This is a genomic window from Alteromonas infernus, from assembly GCF_902705815.1.
The window spans coordinates 41,786-60,989 of sequence record NZ_CACSIG010000083.1 but is presented as its reverse complement, the minus strand read 5'-3'; the positions used below and the strand labels follow the sequence as shown (position 1 = coordinate 60,989).

General features: G+C 46.4%; 18 protein-coding genes and 1 pseudogene. 15 read left to right on the top strand and 4 right to left on the bottom strand.

Features of this window, described 5'->3' with window-relative positions:
* Nucleotides 1–288: 288 nt before the first annotated feature.
* The gene (locus tag ACX5J7_RS18865; protein ID WP_020743420.1) at nt 289–744 is read left to right on the top strand and encodes a GNAT family N-acetyltransferase; all 456 of its coding nucleotides are present in this window, start codon (nt 289–291) and stop codon (nt 742–744) included.
* A 51-nt stretch (nt 745–795) separates the two neighbouring features.
* Here the strand turns inward: ACX5J7_RS18865 and ACX5J7_RS18860 are convergent.
* From ACX5J7_RS18860 to rne, 3 genes and pseudogenes are all read right to left on the bottom strand, one after another.
* Nucleotides 796–1,252, bottom strand: a pseudogene (locus tag ACX5J7_RS18860) (HAD-IA family hydrolase); the annotation flags it as partial.
* 115 nt (nt 1,253–1,367) lie between these two features.
* A complete protein-coding gene (locus tag ACX5J7_RS18855) occupies nt 1,368–2,462 on the bottom strand; it encodes a phosphotransferase (protein WP_278382907.1) in 1,095 nt (364 codons plus the stop codon).
* Nucleotides 2,463–2,594: 132 nt separating this feature from the next.
* Complete coding sequence (gene rne / locus ACX5J7_RS18850) at nt 2,595–5,981, bottom strand: ribonuclease E (RefSeq protein ID WP_278382906.1); 3,387 nt, start codon at nt 5,979–5,981, stop codon at nt 2,595–2,597.
* A gap of 800 nt (nt 5,982–6,781) precedes the next feature.
* Between rne and rluC the strand changes: the two genes are divergently transcribed.
* Complete coding sequence (rluC, locus tag ACX5J7_RS18845; RefSeq protein ID WP_278382911.1) at nt 6,782–7,723, top strand: 23S rRNA pseudouridine(955/2504/2580) synthase RluC; 942 nt, start codon at nt 6,782–6,784, stop codon at nt 7,721–7,723.
* Nucleotides 7,724–7,730: 7 nt separating this feature from the next.
* The gene (locus ACX5J7_RS18840) at nt 7,731–8,435 is read left to right on the top strand and encodes an HAD-IA family hydrolase (protein WP_071959082.1); all 705 of its coding nucleotides are present in this window, start codon (nt 7,731–7,733) and stop codon (nt 8,433–8,435) included.
* 18 nt (nt 8,436–8,453) lie between these two features.
* On the opposite strand, the gene ACX5J7_RS18835 is transcribed toward ACX5J7_RS18840, so the two are convergent.
* On the bottom strand, nt 8,454–9,074 hold the full coding sequence (locus ACX5J7_RS18835) for a Maf family protein (RefSeq protein WP_474376786.1): 621 nt from the start codon (nt 9,072–9,074) through the stop codon (nt 8,454–8,456).
* 154 nt (nt 9,075–9,228) lie between these two features.
* Here ACX5J7_RS18835 and yceD point away from each other — a divergent pair, with 154 nt between their 5' ends.
* The 12 genes from yceD (at nt 9,229) to holB (ending at nt 19,186) form a co-directional block, all read left to right on the top strand.
* Nucleotides 9,229–9,762, top strand: coding sequence for a 23S rRNA accumulation protein YceD (yceD, locus tag ACX5J7_RS18830; protein ID WP_041912870.1), 534 nt, complete (start codon nt 9,229–9,231; stop codon nt 9,760–9,762).
* Between the two features lie 3 nt (nt 9,763–9,765).
* A complete protein-coding gene (gene rpmF / locus ACX5J7_RS18825; RefSeq protein ID WP_012518206.1) occupies nt 9,766–9,936 on the top strand; it encodes a 50S ribosomal protein L32 in 171 nt (56 codons plus the stop codon).
* A 15-nt stretch (nt 9,937–9,951) separates the two neighbouring features.
* Nucleotides 9,952–10,977, top strand: a complete 1,026-nt coding sequence (plsX, locus tag ACX5J7_RS18820; protein WP_498707869.1) for a phosphate acyltransferase PlsX — start codon at nt 9,952–9,954, stop codon at nt 10,975–10,977.
* Complete coding sequence (locus ACX5J7_RS18815) at nt 10,974–11,939, top strand: beta-ketoacyl-ACP synthase III (protein ID WP_012518208.1); 966 nt, start codon at nt 10,974–10,976, stop codon at nt 11,937–11,939. Before plsX ends, ACX5J7_RS18815 begins: the two co-directional genes overlap by 4 nt.
* 71 nt (nt 11,940–12,010) lie before the next feature.
* Entirely contained in the window at nt 12,011–12,940 is a 930-nt protein-coding gene (gene fabD, locus ACX5J7_RS18810) for an ACP S-malonyltransferase (protein WP_498707866.1), read from the top strand.
* A 9-nt stretch (nt 12,941–12,949) separates the two neighbouring features.
* A complete protein-coding gene (gene fabG, locus ACX5J7_RS18805) occupies nt 12,950–13,690 on the top strand; it encodes a 3-oxoacyl-ACP reductase FabG (protein WP_012518210.1) in 741 nt (246 codons plus the stop codon).
* Between the two features lie 199 nt (nt 13,691–13,889).
* Complete coding sequence (gene acpP, locus ACX5J7_RS18800) at nt 13,890–14,129, top strand: acyl carrier protein (RefSeq protein WP_012518211.1); 240 nt, start codon at nt 13,890–13,892, stop codon at nt 14,127–14,129.
* Between the two features lie 80 nt (nt 14,130–14,209).
* The gene (gene fabF / locus ACX5J7_RS18795) at nt 14,210–15,448 is read left to right on the top strand and encodes a beta-ketoacyl-ACP synthase II (RefSeq protein WP_278382902.1); all 1,239 of its coding nucleotides are present in this window, start codon (nt 14,210–14,212) and stop codon (nt 15,446–15,448) included.
* 155 nt (nt 15,449–15,603) lie between these two features.
* Complete coding sequence (gene pabC / locus ACX5J7_RS18790; RefSeq protein ID WP_485165233.1) at nt 15,604–16,452, top strand: aminodeoxychorismate lyase; 849 nt, start codon at nt 15,604–15,606, stop codon at nt 16,450–16,452.
* A 92-nt stretch (nt 16,453–16,544) separates the two neighbouring features.
* A complete protein-coding gene (gene mltG, locus ACX5J7_RS18785; protein WP_278382900.1) occupies nt 16,545–17,564 on the top strand; it encodes an endolytic transglycosylase MltG in 1,020 nt (339 codons plus the stop codon).
* A gap of 66 nt (nt 17,565–17,630) precedes the next feature.
* Nucleotides 17,631–18,299, top strand: coding sequence for a dTMP kinase (tmk, locus tag ACX5J7_RS18780; RefSeq protein WP_012518215.1), 669 nt, complete (start codon nt 17,631–17,633; stop codon nt 18,297–18,299).
* Nucleotides 18,299–19,186, top strand: coding sequence for a DNA polymerase III subunit delta' (gene holB, locus ACX5J7_RS18775; protein WP_333969890.1), 888 nt, complete (start codon nt 18,299–18,301; stop codon nt 19,184–19,186). The genes tmk and holB overlap by 1 nt, the downstream gene beginning before the upstream one ends.
* Nucleotides 19,187–19,204 lie beyond the last annotated feature (18 nt).

Genomic DNA, 19,204 nt, shown 5'->3' with positions numbered 1-19,204 from the left:
TTAAACGAGGATCTATACGGATATATTGCGAGGCTATTTAAAAGTTAAAATTTCTATCGCCTAACTAAACTAGCACGTTGCCAAAAATAACGATTTAAATTTCACTGCCCTAATAAAAAAGAGACGTGAATGTATGTTCCCGCTCAATGTATTTGTTTACTATGTACAAAAAGCGTTGCTTAGCGTTCGTTGTAAAATCAGATGAAAGGTTAGTGCATCAAAGGCTAAGCAGTAATTGTATGAACGCAGCACATAAGCGTTTTAAAGATGATATTCCATTGAGGTAACATGGTTTCTTGGCAGTCTCTTACATTTAATGAACTCACTACTCATCAACTCTTCGACCTACTTAAGCTACGCGTCGATGTCTTTGTTGTTGAGCAAAACTGCCCCTATCCGGAACTTGATGAAAAAGACCGTCATTCGCAAACCCACCACTTAATGGGCTTTGAAAATAATAAACTTGTGGCATGTGCACGATTACTTGGTGAAGGCGTCAGTTATCCATCGGTAAGTATAGGCCGCGTGGCGACCAGTGAAGCCTTTCGGGGGAAAGGAGCGGGTAAGGCCCTTATGTGCGAAGCTATTAAGCACTGTGAGGCGCTATGGCCGGGCTGTGATATTGAAATTGGCGCGCAAGAGTATTTAAGACGCTTTTACGAGAGCTTTGGATTCAAAGCCACATCGACGATGTACTTGGAAGACGGTATTCCCCATATTGATATGAAAAGGGCAGGGGCATAAACCCCTGGCTTTATCTAGCTAGACTGGTCGGTATGTCGATGTTCTAACGATTTATTGGGCATCAGGCAGTTGAGTTACCAGTTCATCTAAACCACCTACCACGGTATCTGGTGCAATTGCCAATGGATAAAGCACTTTACCCGGGCGAGCGATAAATGCAGCTTGCCAGCCCGCTTGTTTAGCGCCAGCAATATCCCAACCATGAGCCGCGACTAACATAGCGTCTTCTGCTGCTATGCCCATTTTTTTCAATAGCCCACTCATAGGTACGTGTATCGGGCTTGTACAAGTTAATATCTTCAACGCTAAGTCGCTCGTCGAAGTAAGACAGTAGATCTGCATCTTTAAACTGGGTATACACGCCTTTATTAGAAGAGTTGGTAAGGCTTACCAGTTTATAGCCCTTGTCTTTTAGGGCCTGCAAGCCATCGCGTACGTCTGGGTGTGGGGGAAGGCTACGTAGCGGTGTGACAATAGCCGTTTTAGCCTGCTCTTTGGTTAATTCGATACCTTCAATTTATTTGTATTCCACTTGACCTAGATAGGAGGGAGCACGAGAGGTTTTCAAAACAAGGGATGCCGTACATGCCTCTTATCATTATAGGTAGAGAGGTTGAGGTGAACTACGTATTTGCGAGTGCAGATAATGCAATATCTGTCTGATACTGGAGTTCCTCATCAATCTTCCAGTGCGTTGGGCTCCACCCTGATAAAAAGCGATAGAAATCGGCGCAGGCGAACGGGTATAAGGTTTTCCATTCTTCTATAACGTGCTTGATATCATCACGGTCGAAAGAGCAAAGGGTATCGTTTGTCGATAAGCGAGTATTTAGCGCGCTTTCAAGCGCACCGAAATACGTGCCTAGCAAAGCGTCACGGTGTGTTATTTGCGCTTGGGTAGGGAGGGCACTTCCTAAGAAGTAAGCGACGTCTTTTACGCCTATGCCATGGCCGACATATTGGAAATCAACGGCGGCGCAAGCGGCGTAGTCTGGAGTAAAGCAAAAGTTCGCTACTTTTGCATCGCCGTGAATTACGGTTTGATAGCGTGCGTTGGCAAGCCGTTTAGCTATGGCCCTAGCACTTTGCTTAAGTCGGCTATCAGGCATTGCCTGATATTCTTCTTCTCTTGTTGCTAGGTGCCAATAGGAGCCTTCATGCCATAGCAACACTCGCTTTTTATTTTCCTCGAACTTTATGTTCAAAAAGCGCGCGTGGAAATGGGCTAGCCACTTTAAAACGGTTTTGGCGCTTTCTACTGAAAGTGACATTGTCGTGTGGGTATAGCCGCCTCGGGCAAGGTCTTCCATAACAAGCAATGTTGAATCGCCTTTTTGGTCATCAGCTACGCAAGTGGCGGTGCGACACGTGTCATCGGTGAGCGTCTGTAATGCACTATAAAAGCTATTTTCCACGCGAAACGAGTGGCGTTTGCGCTCATCACTGGCCTGTCCATTCCAACCTTTGGGGTGAGCAAGGGTATCAGGGGGCGTGGCGCATTTTACCACTACATGCCTAATACCGTTGTCTCCTGGCGCTTTATTGTGATGATTGCCGGCGACGTTTTTAAGCTTGGCAGCTGAATTCGGCGCTAGTTGGGCCCTAAAGCATGCGCCGTAGCCACTCCATAGGGGCTGGATCATGCTGGTGTTTATCACATCGCAGCCACTTACGTCGCTTAACCACCGAACAAACGCTTCGCTTACCACATCGCTCATTACACGCCTTAAGAAGTAAATTAAAAAATGAATTTTCCAAAATAATTTAGCAAATGAAAAAGCCGCTCGAAAGCGGCTTTTAAAGCATTTTACTAATTGAACGCTAACAAACTGTTAGCGTAAACGGGTTAGCTATTGCGCTACTGCGTCAGCGTCAACCGACTTAGGTAGTGTTGTTGGCGCTGATGCTCGAGAGCCTGCCTGAGCCATTGCGGCTGTTTTACCCGAAACGGCCAGCGCTGGACGTTCGTTATCGGCTTTAGCCGTTAACGCAACATCTACAAAGGCGTCGTTAACTTCAGCAGGTAGCGCCATCGGATGAGATGCGCCGCGCTTACCCTTACCGCTTGCAGCTAAGCTTGACGTTTCTGAAACCTGTTGCTTAGCAGGCGCTTTCGCTACCGGTGCGTTCGCTTTAGTTTCTACTGCTGCTTCGGTTGTTTCTGCAAGGTTGATTTCAACCTGCTCTGGCGATGCTGAAGCGCTTTCCTCTGCGGCTTGTTCTGACGCGTTGTCAGACGTCGCTTTCACTTCAGAAGGGGCAGCCTCTTCAGACGCTACTTCATCAGATGAGGTGCTGCTATCGGTAGAAGCCTGCGCTTTTGCAACCGCCTCTTCTTGTGAAAGAGGGGCTGCTTTAGCGACAGAGTTCTCATCAGCTGAAGTTGTATTGCCTCCTACAGGAGTCTCTTCTGCTGAAGCTTGTTCTTTCGCTGAAGGCTGTTCTTCCGCTAAAGGCTTCTTACCCGCTGAAGGCTCTACATCAAACTGAAGTTCGTCTTGAACCGCTTCAACGTCAAGGTTCGCGGTGTCTTGCTTTTCTTGATTAGATGCTGGTTGCTCTTCAGATGGCGCTAGCTTTCCGGGCTCCTGTGCTTGAGTTTCTTCAACAGCCGGCGCTTCTGTTTGCGTAGCTACTGTGCTTGTCTCTGGCTCTTGAGGCTCAAGTTCGCCTGGTTGCTTCGCTTGTGTTTCAGCTTCATCAACTTGCTGAGACTCTTTCTTACGACGCTGACCAGCTGCACGTACGTGACGAGGAGAACGGCGCGAACGACCACGTCCTTCGCGTTTTTGCCCGTTTTCTTCGCTGTTCGCCTCTGTAGCGTCAGCGCTATCTGTTTGGCTGCCTTCAACCTTGTCGGCTTCTGGTGCAGATTTTTCTTCAGACGCTTTGTCTACTGGCTTTTTAGCTGGTTTTTTCGTTTCTTGTTTCTGAGCAGCCGTATTGCCTGACTGTGCTTCTACCTCATCGGCTTTCACCGCTTTTTGAGGCTTTGCGTCAGCTTTCGGCTTACTTTGCGCTTTTGCATCCTGTTGAGGTGCTTTTACAGCTTCGTTGCCGTTCTGGGCAGGTACCGCTTGCGCTTCTGTTTGCTCTACAATGCTTGGCGTATTGTCATCTTTCTTTACACGAACGCTACGACGCTTGTCACGGCGCTTTCTGCGTTCAGCAACTTCACGCTTCTTCTGCGCTTGGTTTTCTTGCTGTTCGCCTTCTTGCTTCTCGTGTTTAGGCTTTTGCTGCTCGTCGCGAGGCTGCTGCGCTTTACGTGGCTTGCGACCTTTGTTGTTGCGCTTGTCGTCTTGATCTTGACGCTGGTCTTGGCGCTGATCACCGCGTGCTTTGCGATTATCCTGCTGCTCGTCACGACCTTGGTCTTTATTCTGGTCTCTGTTTTGAGACGAGTTATTACGACGCTGGTTTTTATTGCGCGGCTTACGACGACGGTCGTCGTTATTGCGGCTGCGATTGTTTCTATTCTTATTTGTGTCAGTAGATTGCTGTTTCTTGTCTTTGTTGCTCTCTTCTTCACCTTCAGAGCCAAACAAGTCGCTGATCCACTTTCCAATACGCGCAAATAATGAAGGCACGTCTTCAGCTTTCTTCGCTGGCTCTTCTTTAGGTGCAACAACCGGTGCAGCCGTTGGTGCAACTAGGCCCTTAAGCGCAGGTTCTTCGCGTTTAACTGGCGTCGTAGTCGTCGTTTCAGTTTCTGCTTCTACCGCAGGCATTAACTCAACGTCGTAGCTGGCTTCAGATACCACATCGTCAGGGCGACGACGCAATACTTGGTAGTGCGGTGTGTCTAGGTTCGCGTTTGGAATGAGCAGCAAATCTACACCGTGACGTTTTTCTAGTAGCTGAATAGACTTACGTTTTTCGTTCAGTAAGTAGGTTGCTACGGGTACAGGCAATTGCGCTTCAATTTGCCCTGTATTTTCTTTAATACTTTCTTCTTCTAGTATGCGAAGAATAGACAGCGCCAAAGACTCAGTCCCGCGAATAGTACCGTGGCCTGAACAGCGAGGGCACACGTGATGCGCAGACTCACCGAGAGAAGGGCGCAGGCGCTGGCGTGACATTTCTAATAGACCAAAGCGTGAAATACGCCCTAACTGTACACGCGCTCTGTCGCTTCTTACCGCATCTTTCATGCGGTTTTCAACTTCACGCTGATGACGAACGGGGGTCATGTCAATGAAGTCGATAACAACAAGACCACCTAGATCGCGAAGGCGTAATTGACGGGCAATTTCATCAGCCGCTTCTAGGTTAGTGTTAAGGGCTGTTTCTTCGATATCGCCACCCTTAGTGGCACGGGCAGAGTTGATATCAATGGAAGTCAACGCTTCCGTTGGGTCAATAACAATTGAACCACCAGACGGCAGGCGAACTTCACGTTGGAAGGCTGACTCGATTTGGCTTTCAATTTGATAGTGACTAAATAATGGAACTTCACCGCGATAAAGCTTTACACGGCTTGCGAAATCAGGACGGACTAGCTGAATATGCTGTAGTGCCTGCTCGTAGATGCTGGTCTTGTCGATAAGAATCTCGCCAATATCACGACGTAGATAGTCGCGGATAGCGCGAACAATAACGTTGCTTTCTTGGTGAATTAAAAACGGTGCTTCACGACCTTCAGCAACCTCTGAAATTGCTTCCCAGTGCTTAAGAAGAACTTTTAAATCCCACTCTAATTCTTCGTAAGATTTACCTACACCAGCGGTACGAACAATAAGGCCCATGCCATCTGGAAGGTCAAGTTTGCTTAGTGACTCTTTAAGCTCAGTGCGCTCATCACCCTCAATTCGGCGAGAAATACCGCCAGCACGAGGGTTGTTTGGCATAAGCACTAAGTAACTTCCCGCAAGCGATAAAAATGTGGTTAGTGCCGCGCCTTTTTGGCCGCGCTCTTCTTTATCAATTTGGATGATAACTTCTTGGCCTTCTTTAATCACATCTTTGATGTTAGGGCGGCCTTCGAATTTGTAACCTTTAGGGAAGTAAGTGCGGGCTATTTCTTTAAGGGGTAGGAATCCATGACGCTCTGCGCCGTAGTCAACAAACGCTGCTTCTAAGCTGGGTTCAACACGGGTAATTTTACCCTTGTAGATATTTGCTTTCTTTTGTTCGTGTCCTGGACTCTCTATATCTAAATCGTACAACCGTTGCCCATCGACTAGGGCAACGCGCAACTCTTCTTGTTGAGTTGCATTGATTAACATTCTTTTCATTGTATCTAACTCTGTTTTCGTACAGCCGTTAAGACACAAAATTAAAGTGACATGTGCAAACCCTCACCGCGCAACCTCACGGCTGGACGGGGACCTTGTTGTTACGTCGCATTATCCTTGGTGGTTGACCATGTTAGCGCCGTTTTTAGCGCCCTAATTACTGGATGTTACTTGCGTTTGTTATGTAAACGAACCTGTAAGTAAATCTCTATGGTCACACTGCTTTAAGGATGTCGGGAGCGACTAGCCCTTATTACTGTATTCTTTAATACGAGCAAACATTGTTGCTCGCGTGTCATTTAATTCTGTTAGTTAACGGCAAACTTATTTTATGTTCGCAAGCAATGGCGGTTGCTTTTCTACGGCAGTGTAGTCGTTGCCTCTCTAGCTAGGTTGGTATGAAAATCACTTTTTCATTGCGGATGCTACCAACGCTGCGCCATGCTTTATCGTTTACAAGTTTGAACAGCATCGTCATTTTTCGCTGATTGCTGTTTCGGTCTTGTTTGTTGTTTTTCTAACGCTGCGTTTCACTTTTTTTGGATAGGGGCACAAATAGCCGCTTACTACCAAAATCTAAGCTGTGAATTTTACCGTGCAAAAAACGTTGGTAATTATCGCACCAAAACCCCAATTTTAGCAAGGAAAGCAAGTGAATAAATTGTGTATATCTCTGCATTTCCAAACTGGTCTGCGTTCAAAACGCTAGGTTTGCCTAAAATTGCAGCGAAATATGCTTTTTTCAATATTTTGTGCGTTTCAGTTAGCAGGGGGAATTAGCAATGGGGTATACTTGGCCCATGAAAGAAGAAGCCCCAATAAAAGTACGTTTTGTAACGGTTGACGCCGATTTGGCTGGTCAACGTATCGATAATTTTTTGCGCACCCAGCTAAAGGGCGTGCCGAAAAGCATGATCTATCGCATTTTGCGCAAAGGCGAAGTGCGAGTGAATAAAGGCCGCGTTAAGCCTGAATACAAGTTACAGGCTGATGACATTGTTAGAATTCCGCCTGTTCGTGTGTCGGAAGGGGCGCCCGCGCCTTCGCCTAAACTCGACAAAATTGCTGCGTTAGAGTCTCATATTCTATTTGAAGACGATCGTATCCTGGTGATGAATAAACCATCAGGTATGGCCGTGCACGGCGGCAGCGGTTTAAGTTTCGGTTTAATAGAAGGTTTACGTGCGTTACGCCCTGACGCCAAGTTTATGGAACTGGTCCATAGATTAGACAGAGATACCTCGGGCTGCATATTAATTGCAAAAAAGCGTTCTGCACTTCGTCATATGCACGAGCAACTGCGCACGGGGAAAATGGACAAACGCTACAACGCCCTTGTTTCGGGTGAATGGCCTAAGAATCGTTTTAAGGTGAAAGCGCCGCTTCGCAAGAATGTGCTTCAATCTGGCGAGCGAATGGTTAGCGTGAGCGACGATGGTAAGCCCTCAGAAACGCGCTACCGCATTTTAGAAGAGTATGCGGGGGCGACATTGGTAGAAGCTTCGCCAATAACAGGCAGAACACACCAAATTCGTGTTCATTGCTTACATGCTGGCCATCCGATTGCTTGCGACCCTAAATACGGTGATGCGGATTTTGATGCTTCAATGAGACAAAAGGGGCTAAATAGATTGTTCCTTCATGCACGCAGCATCTCGTTGTTACATCCTGCAACAGAAGAACGGGTGACATTTTCTGCACCTTTAGACCCGATACTTTCAAATACGCTTAAAGCACTGTAATCAATTTATGCATTCACAAAAAACGCTAGCCGAGGACGTCACCTCAGCGGATATAAGCAGTAAATTGCCTCGTTATAAATTAGTCATTTTTGACTGGGATGGCACCTTGATGGACTCGGCAGATAAAATTGTTAGCTGCATGCAAATTGCCGCTAAGCAGTGTGATATGCCCATACCATCTTATGAACAAGTGGGTCATATAATTGGAATTAGTTTAAAGCCTGCTATTAAACAGTTATTCAATATTCAAGATGATGAATTGGCAGAGCGTCTAGTTAAGGCCTATAAAGCGGCGTTTGTTACTGTAGATACAACGCCTTGTCCATTATTCAACGGCGTTAATACCATGTTGGCCAATTTAAAAGCGGCGGGGTGTATTCTAGCGGTTGCAACTGGCAAAGCACGTCGAGGTTTAGACCGCGCTTGGACGCAAACAGGTACAGGCGTGTATTTTAGCGCGTCGAGAACCGCTGATGAAGCTGAATCAAAACCATCGCCAGATATGTTGTTGCAGCTTCTTGACGAGCTCGGTGTAGAAGTAAAAGATGCCGTAATGGTTGGGGATACGACCTATGACATGCAAATGGCTAAAGCCATCGGCATGGATAGAATAGGGGTATCTTATGGGGTCCATGCCCAAGTACATTTAGAGGCACTTAACCCCGTTGCATTGGTTCACTCAGTTAGCGAGTTAGAAGCGACGCTGTTTTAAAATAAAACGGCGCATTGCTTATTGCGCTGCCATGGCCAGCAAGTCAACGTTAAAGTGCACATCTAATAGTTCGTTAAGTAGCATAATGGGTAAACCAATAAGGCTATTAGGATCTCGACTTGTAATTTTATCGAATAGCAAGACTCCTAAACCCTCGCTTTTAAAACTGCCTGCACAATCTAAGGGCTGTTCTTTTTGCACGTAAGCGGTAAGGGCAGCTTCGCTATTTTGGCGAAAGTACACCCGGGTTTCATCTACTTGAGTAACGGTTTTATTGGTCGCGGGCTGATGAAGGCAAAGCGCCGTATAAAACGTGACTTCTTTTCCTTGGCATGCTTTAAGCTGCTTAACCGCATTGTCACTATTCCCTGGTTTTCCTAGTAACTGTGGTCCATCGTCCGATTGAACCAATGCGACTTGATCGCTACCGATAATAAGGGTGTCGCGGGGCACATTGACGAGCTCACTGGCAACCTTAAGTGCTTTTTGCTCGGCAAGTCGAACGCTTAATGCGGTAGGCGCTTCGTTATTGAAAGGGGTTTCGTCGATATCGGGGGCGTGGGTATCGACGTGAATACCGATGTTTGCAAGCAGCATTTTCCGGTATTGCGATGAGGAGGCCAAAATAAGGTGAGCCACAAATACTCCTTATTTAAAAATCAATATGTTGCAAAGCATCATTATATCGCGCAATGTAACATTATCACCTTGTGAGGCACATAATCTTATAATGTGTGTTAAATCACAATTTTGCTTTGACAGAAAGGGGGCGACGCTATATCATGCGCGCCCTATGCAGAAAGTGAAACTCCCTCATTCGGTTGAACCGACTAAAAGCGCCATGAAACGTTCCGATTATCGGGGTGTGATTGTGTCTAAAGATATGGAACGATTGAGCGAGGCGGTTGTCCGATGCAATGACTACGTGGACGCAGAAGTACAGTTCGAAAAAGACGCGCAGGGTCTTACTGTTTTTCACGGCCATCTAGCCACGCAGGTAACACTTATCTGTCAAAGGTGTAATGGTGAACTCGATTATCCCGTGGAAGCGGAATTCTGTTTTACTCCAGTGCAGGGAGAAGAACAGGAAAGCGACGACATCATTCCCGAGGCTTATGAACCGGTAGAGGTCAACGACCACGGAGAAGTTAATCTGCTTCAAATTTTTGAAGACGAGCTACTGTTATCTTTGCCAATTGTGCCCCTTCATGCAGAGTCGGAGTGTACAGTGAAGCAAGACGATATGTCGTTTGGAAAGATTGAACCGGAACAAGAGCGACAAAACCCTTTCGCGGTTTTGAAAGAACTTAAGCGAGACCAGGAGTAAGTTATGGCAGTACAACAAAATCGTAAAACGCGTTCTAAGCGCGGTATGCGTCGCTCACACGATGCATTGACAGGCGCGACTTTGTCTGTCGATTCAACGTCAGGCGAAACTCACCGTCGTCACCACGTGACCGCTGACGGTTATTACAAAGGCAAGAAAGTAATCGGCGCGTAATACGGCGACTACATTTTGTCTACACTAACCATCGCGTTAGATATCATGGGGGGCGATCATGGTCCCCCTGTTATCCTTTCTGCAGCCGTCAAGGCTATCCAACTTCATCCCGATGTGTACTTCACATTGTGCGGTGACGAAAACACTATCAAGTCAGGCCTTCAACCTCTCACTGATGCAGAGCGCAGTCGCGTTACAATTAAGCATTGTTCACAAGTGGTTGAAATGGGCGAAGTCCCCACCTCGGCACTGCGAAATAAAAAAGACTCTTCAATGCGTCGCGTTATTGAACTTGTCAAAAGCGGTGAGGCAGATGCGTGCGTAAGTGCAGGGAACACCGGTGCGCTATTAACGCTATCGTTTTACCTGTTAAAAACCTTATCCGGTATTGATAGGCCAGCACTCATAAACATGATGCCAACTACCAGCCATCACAATGTATTTTTGTTAGATTTAGGCGCAAACGTGAATTGTACGCCTGAAATACTTTTTCAATATGGCGTAATGGGGTCAGTTTTAGCTCAAGAAGTGGCAGGAATCCCTTCTCCTCGTGTAGCGTTATTGAATGTAGGTGAAGAGGATATTAAGGGTAATGCACAAGTAAAGTCTGCCAACCAATTGTTCAAAGACGCCCCAGGTATTAACTACATTGGCTATGTAGAAGGTGACGACATTTTCACCGACTATGCGGATGTTGTCGTGACAGACGGCTTTACGGGAAACGTTGCACTTAAATCGAGTGAAGGACTGGCTAAGTTAGTGATAAATGAAGTAAAACGCCAGTCTCAAAAGAATTTCTATACCCGCTTATTAGCAAAAATTGCCTTCCCATTACTGAAATCTATCTATAACAGCGTGAACCCCGACCAGTATAACGGTGCGAGTCTGATAGGATTGCGCGGCATTGTTATCAAGAGTCACGGAAATGCACAAAAAGACGCCTTTTATTACGCCATCGTGCAAGCAATGAAAGAAGCAAAGATGCATTTGCCTGAAAAGATAAAGACGAAGATAGAAACGGTATTGTTGGAGCAGCTTTGAGCAAATATTCACGCTTTATAGGAACAGGTAGCTATTATCCCAGCGACGTGCGTACAAACGCAGATTTAGAGCTAATGGTGGACACCAGTGACGAATGGATCACTGACCGTACCGGGATAAAAGAGCGACGTATTATTGGAGCAGATGAAACCGCTGCTACCATGGGGGCAGAAGCCAGTAAAAAAGCCATTGAAATGGCGGGTATCGACCCCAAATCTATCGACATGATTGTGTGCGCAACCACTAGCGGTCGCTACGCGCTACCCAGCACAGCATGTGAAATTCAACGCATTCTCGATTTAGATGGTATTCCAGCATTCGATGTAGCGGCGGCCTGTGCAGGCTATTGCTACGCGTTGAGCGTTGCCGATCAATATATTAAATCGGGGATGGCAAAACGCATTCTAGTGGTGGGTACTGATTGCCTTAGCCGTCTTATAGACCCGGCAGACAGAACCATGGTTATTCTATTTGGCGATGCCGCTGGCGCGACCATTATAGAGGCTAGTGACGAACCAGGCATTTTGTCAACGCATATCCACGCTGCAGGGTCTTATGGCGATTTATTGGCTGTAGGTAATCCAACCCGAGGTGATGAACAATCCGTTCACGAAAATTGGGGCGTAATGCGTGGTAACGAAGTATTTAAGGTGGCGGTAACCAAACTTTCTGAAGTGGTTGAGCAAACGCTTGCGGCAAACGGTATGGAAAAATCTGATCTTGACTGGTTAGTGCCACACCAAGCAAACTTTAGAATTATCAAGGCTACGGCGAAAAAGCTAAATATGTCCCTTGACCAGGTGGTGCTTACATTAGAGCAATACGGTAATACATCTGCAGCCACAGTGCCAACCGCGCTAGACACGGCTATTAGAGACGGACGTATTCAACGTGGACAGCATTTATTACTAGAAGCATTCGGAGGAGGATTTGCTTGGGCATCAGCGCTTGTTCGCTATTAAGCCCTGCTTTTCTCACTGTAATTTTTTAACGTATTCTCGTTTCTAGTAAAGAAAAATAATAAGGAATCGACATGACAAAGACAGCCTGTGTATTTCCAGGGCAAGGTTCTCAAAGCGTAGGCATGCTTAAAGAACTCGCTGAGACTTCTCCTATTATCGAAGCGACGTTCAAAGAAGCCTCTGACGTACTCGGTTATGACCTTTGGGACTTAGTGCAAAACGATACAGATGGAAAACTAAACGAAACGCATATCACGCAGCCTGCGCTACTTGCAGCAAGTGTTGCCATTTGGCGCGTTATTCGTGAACAAGGTATAGACGTAGATTACCTGGCAGGACACAGCCTTGGTGAGTATTCGGCGCTTGTATGCGGTGGCGCAATGGACTTTGCTGATGCCATTAAACTTGTTGAAGCCCGTGGTAAATACATGCAAGAAGCCGTGCCAGCAGGCGCGGGGGCGATGTACGCCATCATTGGGTTAGACGATGCGACTATAGCAGATATCTGTCAGCAAACTGCCATTGCCACAGGCGACGTAGTCGCGCCGGTTAACTTTAACTCTCCGGGTCAAGTGGTTATTGCTGGTGAGAAACATGCGGCAGAACAAGCGGCGAGCGCCTGTAAAGACGCGGGAGCAAAGCGTGCGCTTCCTCTTGCGGTAAGCGTTCCTTCTCACTGCGAACTTATGCGTCCCGCAGCAGATAAATTAGAAGATGCACTATCTTCTTTGAACGTTAATGAACCTGCAATCAACATAGTAAACAATGTTGATGTCACCATTGAAACGCAGGGTGGCGCTATCAAAAATGCATTGGTGCGTCAGCTTTACTGCCCGGTACAATGGACCCGCACCGTTGAGTACTTAGCGGCAGCAGGCGTAGAGCGTGTTATTGAAGTAGGGCCTGGCAAAGTGCTAACAGGTTTGAATAAACGTATTAGTAAGGGCTTAGAAGCGCTTGCAGTGAATACACCAGACGGTGTTGAAGCATTAAAACAATAAGGAATCGCAATGAGTCAATTAGACGGTAAAATTGCGCTGGTTACCGGTGCAAGCCGAGGTATAGGTAAAGCGATAGCAACCCAGCTTGCTCAGCAAGGAGCAACAGTTATCGGTACGGCGACCAGTGAAAACGGTGCGCAAGCCATTAGCGACTATCTTTCTGAGTTCGGCGGACAGGGTTTCGCATTAAACGTGACTGATAAAGACAGCGTTGATGCAACACTTAAAGCCATTAACGAAGCGCATGGTGGTATCGACATCTTGGTCAATAATGCCGGTATCACACGTGATAATCTGCTAATGCGTATGAAAGATGACGAGTGGCAAGATATTATTGATACCAACTTAACATCGATATTTACGCTGTCAAAAGCCGTACTTCGCGGTATGATGAAGAAGCGCTTTGGTCGCATTGTTAATATTGGCTCTGTGGTAGGCAGCGCGGGTAATGCGGGTCAAGCTAACTATGCCGCCGCTAAAGCAGGGGTCATTGGTTTTTCTAAGTCAATGGCGCGAGAAGTGGCTTCTCGTGGCATTACTATCAACGTTGTTGCGCCAGGTTTTATTGATACCGATATGACAAAAGCGCTGAGCGATGACCAAAAAGAAGCCATTTTTAAAGATATTCCGGCCAACCGTTTGGGTGAGCCTGATGAAATTGCAGCCACTGTTGCTTTCTTAGTAAGCGATGGCGCAGCCTATATTACAGGCGAAACTATCCATGTAAATGGTGGTATGTATATGGGGTAAATTCGCAAAAATTGCGAATTTTCCCTAGTTTGGGGTGGTATTTACCCGAACTTGGATGTAAAAATAGTATTTTACGAATTTCGAATGTCGCTGGTTTGACCAGAAAATTTCTTTAAACTGGTGCTTGCAAGGATCAACCTTGCAAAATAAACTAGCGGCACTTTTATTATCTAGTGACGTTTAAGGGAAACCTAGAATTATGAGTAACATTGAAGAACGCGTTAAGAAAATCATCGTTGAACAACTTGGCGTGAAAGAAGAAGAAGTAAAAGCAGAAGCTTCATTCGTTGACGACTTAGGCGCTGATTCACTTGACACAGTTGAACTAGTAATGGCTTTGGAAGAAGAATTCGATACTGAAATTCCAGACGAAGAAGCAGAAAAAATTACTACTGTTCAATCAGCCATTGATTACATCAACGCTAACAAAGACGCTTAAGTCTTAAATAGCGACAAAACGGCTCTTCTACAGAGCCGTTTTTGTATCTCCTACCTTTAGTTCCAAAGCGAGGGCTTTTTGTGACAAAACGTCGCGTAGTGGTTACTGGTCTTGGAATGCTTTCACCATTAGGTCTTAATAGCGAAGACACATGGCGCAAATTGCTCGCGGGCGAGAGCGGCATCGGTGAAATCACCCATTTTGATTGCAGTAACTATTCAACCCGTTTCGCAGGTCAAATTAACGACTTTGATCCGCAGGAATACATAGAAAAGAAAGAAACCAAAAAAATGGATCGCTTTATCCAGTTGGGTATCGCTGCCGGCAAACAAGCCTTGGTCGATTCTGGTTTTACTGTTTCACCAGACAATGCGCACCGTGTAGGCGTGGCTATTGGTTCAGGAATTGGTGGTTTAGAGCAAATTGAACAAAACCACTTAAAACTGACAAATAGCGGTCCTAAGCGCGTGTCGCCATTTTTTGTGCCATCAACCATTACAAATATGATTTCAGGCTTTTTGTCTATCATGGAAGGGTTGAAAGGACCGAATTTGAACGTTGTGACTGCTTGTACTACAGGTGTTCACAATATAGGTATTGCCGCAAGAACCATTGCTTACGGCGATGCCGATGCCATGCTTGCAGGCGGCGCAGAGGCGTCAATTACGCCGCTAGGAATGGCTGGTTTTGCCGCTGCGCGAGCCCTGTCTTCGCGCAACGACGATCCACAAGCCGCGAGCCGCCCATGGGATAAAGACCGTGATGGTTTTGTCATGGGTGAGGGCGCTGGCGTAGTTATGCTTGAAGAATACGAAGCCGCTAAGGCCCGTGGTGCGACTATCTATGCTGAGCTTGTTGGTTTCGGTATGAGTGGCGATGCCTACCACATGACATCACCGCCAGAAGATGGCGAAGGTGCCGCGGCGTCAATGCAAAATGCAATTAACGACGCCAAGTTAGATGCGAGCGAAATTGGTTATGTTAACGCACACGGTACCTCAACCCCTGCCGGTGATATTGCCGAAGTCGCCGCGGTAAAACGCGTATTTAACGACCACGCATACAAACTGCTGGTTAGCTCAACAAAGTCGATGACGGGTCATTTACTTGGTGCAGCAGGGTCAGTTGAAGCCATCTTCACTATTTTGGCACTGCGTGACAAAATGGCGCCACCGACCATCAACTTAGATGAGCCGGGCGAAGGCTGTGACCTAGACTTCGTGGCAAATAAAGCCAAAGCCTTCAGCGAAGATTACGCGCTATGTAACTCTTTTGGATTCGGCGGGACTAACGGCTCGTTGATATTTAAGCGTATATAAAACGCGTTTCAAACGTAGTTGTAATTTCAAATATAAAGGCAGCAACTCGCTGCCTTTTTTTGTACCGGCTTGATACCGCCCTTACGCTATAAGTTGTCTGGCTAGTACAAGTTGGTATACTTCTCCCACGATAAAAAGACATAAAAGAGTAGGCTGTGAGAATAATCCCTAGCGCTACGCCTATTTCACCGAGTGATAGGGCCTTCAATTATGGTGATGGTGTATTTTCTACTCTATTGGTGCACAACCAAAAGCCACAACTGTATTCTTATCACCTTTCTCGGTTAGAACACGATGCGGCCGCGATAAAAATTACCGTCGATACCTGTGCTTTGGAAACCGCTATTAACGAACAGATAGCGGCGTTCAGTAACTCATCGAACGATGTTTCTCCATCAAAATATGTATTAAAAGTTCATATATCGGGTGGACAAGCGGGCAGAGGCTACGCACGAAGTGAAGACAGTGTGCCTTTGGTCAGGTTCAGTCAGCATCCCTATCCTGCACATTATGGGGGGATGGCTAAGCAAGGTATGTCATTAATTTGTGCACAAACCCGACTGGCTATTCAGCCGTTGCTTGCAGGTGTAAAGCACATGAATAGATTAGAGCAGGTACTGATAAAGCATGAAGTTAATGAAGCACATGCCGATGATGCCCTTGTATGCGACACCAACGATAACTTGATTGAAGCAAGTGCCGGTAACGTCTTCTTCTATTCGCAGGGTGAATGGTATACCCCTTCGCTCAAAGGAAGTGGGGTGAATGGCGTGGTCAGACAGTGTTTGATTGATTCGCTGCTAGACAATAATCACACCTTACACGTAGGTGAGTATCAGCTTTCACATATTGGCAATGCTAGTGCCGTGGTGATCACCAATGCGTTGATGGGCGTGATGCCGGTGAAAAGCGTGCGTATGCCAGATCACAGCAAGTTAGAATTTGACGTGGCAAGTGAAAGCGTTCTTGAATTAAGTAATATGTTGGCACGCGCCCTACGTTAATGTGTACAGCGGTTTAACTAATTTTAATCAATGTAGTAAAGAGTAAAAATGGACGTGTTATTTAAAAATCAGCACATTGGGTACGCGCAAGTATGAAGCGTACTGTCGTATTTCTGTTATCACTTGTATTCATCGTCGTGATTGTGGGTGCGTCTTGTGTGATGTACGTATCGTCGCAAGTGACAGCCCCCATAAAGCTGAAGGACGATACGCTATTTACCATTGAAAATGGCAGTAACGCCTACCGCACGGTTAAACAGCTTCGCAACGCGGGTATGGTTGACGTTTCTCCTTTTATCGCCAAAGTATGGCTTAAGTTTTTTGCCGGCAGTACGTCGGTAAAATCTGGTAGCTACATGTTGCGCCCTGGCCAATCACTGGTTGATGCCTTTACTCTGTTTACACGAGGCGACGAGCATTTATTTGCCGTAAGTTTAGTAGAAGGCCTGACACTCGCGCAGTGGCTTGAGGCACTACGGGCGAATCAAGATTTGGTTTTTGATGTAAATGAGCAAACCCTCAGCAACTTAACACAGGGCAACGGTGTTGATTGGTGTTGTGAAAATGCACAGCATACAGAAGGTGTGTTTCTAGCAGATACTTACTTTTTCACAAAGGGCACGAAAGCGAGTGACGTGTTAAAAAGAGCACACAGGGCACTGATAACATTCGTTTCCCAAGAATGGGAGAAACGGGCTGAAGACCTGCCTTTATCATCACCGTACGATGCACTGATTTTGGCGAGTATTATTGAAAAAGAAACCGCGGTACCTAAAGAACGCGATATGATAGCCGGTGTTTTCATAAATAGGCTTAATAAAAATATGCGACTTCAAACCGACCCTACTGTCATTTACGGTATAGGGTCAGAGTTTGATGGCAATATTACTCGTAAGCACTTACGTACGGCTACGCCATACAATACTTACGTTATTAAAGGGCTTCCACCCACGCCTATTGCAATGGCAGGCAAGGCGGCAATACATGCAGCTCTTCATCCATTAGCGACCGACGCCTTATATTTTGTGGCTAAAGGCGATGGCAGTCACCAGTTTTCGAACACGTTAAAAGCGCATAATGCGGCGGTTAGAAAATATCAATTAAAGCGTTAATCGGGTGGGTAGTGGATAGATACCTGCTGTTATAATCTAAAGAAAGAACAGAGTTGATTTAAAGCAATGCGCGGAAAGTTTATTGTAGTAGAAGGCCTTGAAGGGGCAGGAAAAAGCTCGGTAATCGGGTTGATTGTAAAAGCGTTAACAGACGCTGGAATGCGCGTGGAGCAAACTCGTGAGCCGGGCGGTACCCCAATGGCTGAAGCGATTAGAGAGTGTGTTAAGCACGACTGGGACGAAACAGTAAGCGAAGAAACCGAGTTACTGCTTATGTATGCGGCTCGCGTTCAGTTACTGACCAATAAAATTTACCCTTCGCTTAACGCAGGTGCTTGGGTGGTGGGAGACAGGCATGATCTTTCTTCGCAGGCTTATCAAGGCGGAGGCCGAGGTGTCAGTGAAAAAACCATGACCGCAATTAGCGATATTGCTCTTAACGGGTTCAAGCCAGATTTAACCCTTTATCTAGACGTAGACCCAGCCGTGGGTTTAGAAAGAGCGCGTGGTCGCGGCGAGCTTGATCGAATTGAGCAAGCGGGTTTAGGCTTTTTTGAGCGCACGCGGGCCAGATATTTATCCTTGGCTGAAAATGATGAGAGCATCATTGTTGTTAATGCTATGCAGCCCATGGAACAAGTGCATCAAGATGTCATTTCCATTATTGCTAATTATGTAAGCCAGCACATTGACGAAGGTAGCGAGTCGCACAAAACCGATCAGGGGAATAACTAATGCCAGTGCTGCCTTGGTTTACAGCTACCTATACCTCTTTAATTTCCCGTTACTTAGCAAAAAAACTGCACCATGGCTTATTGCTAACGGGGGTGAGTGGGATAGGCAAAAACCAACTTGCACTAGGCTTAAGTAATACGTTGCTGTGCAAGCACCCAAGTGTTGATGGCCCATGTGAGCAGTGTCAAAGTTGTCACTTAAGGCAGGCGGGTAACCATCCAGATTTTCATATTCTTGAAAGTGAAAAACAGCTGGGGGTAGACAAAATTCGCGAGGGCATTGCTAAGTTATCCGGTACTGCACAAATGGGCGGGAATAAAGTTTTATTAATCCCCAAGGCTGACACTATGACAGAGGCAGCAGCTAATGCGCTGTTGAAAACCTTGGAAGAGCCCACAAATAATACCTTCTTACTTCTGATTACCGACAGCGTAAATAAACTTATGCCAACCATACTTAGTCGTTGTGAGCGGCAAGTGTTGCCACTGCCGTCAGTATCAGAGAGTTTGAACTACTTAAAAGCGAAAGGCGTAGAAGATGCTAGCGACGCGTTACTTGCAGCCTATGGCTATGCACCGCTTCGGGTAGAGGAGGCCTTGTCGGGTGACGATGACCTCAGCTATCGTCACTTCAGTGATGGGATGCAGGCGCTCTTAGCCGGCGACGCAAATGTGCAAGCACAAACCCTTGCTAACAAGTGGCAAGACAATGCTCAGCAAATAGCATTGTGGTGTCAGCAATTGTCCCATAATGAATATGTAAAACGTCAGCAAGAGACAGATTACAAGCGTTACGCAGCGTGTGTTGAAGCAGTGAAAACTTTGCAGCACGCGGGTGTGAACAAGTCTTTGGTGCTTTTCGGGTTATTAAAACAGTTTCAACGTTAACAGCGTGGCGAAGGCAAT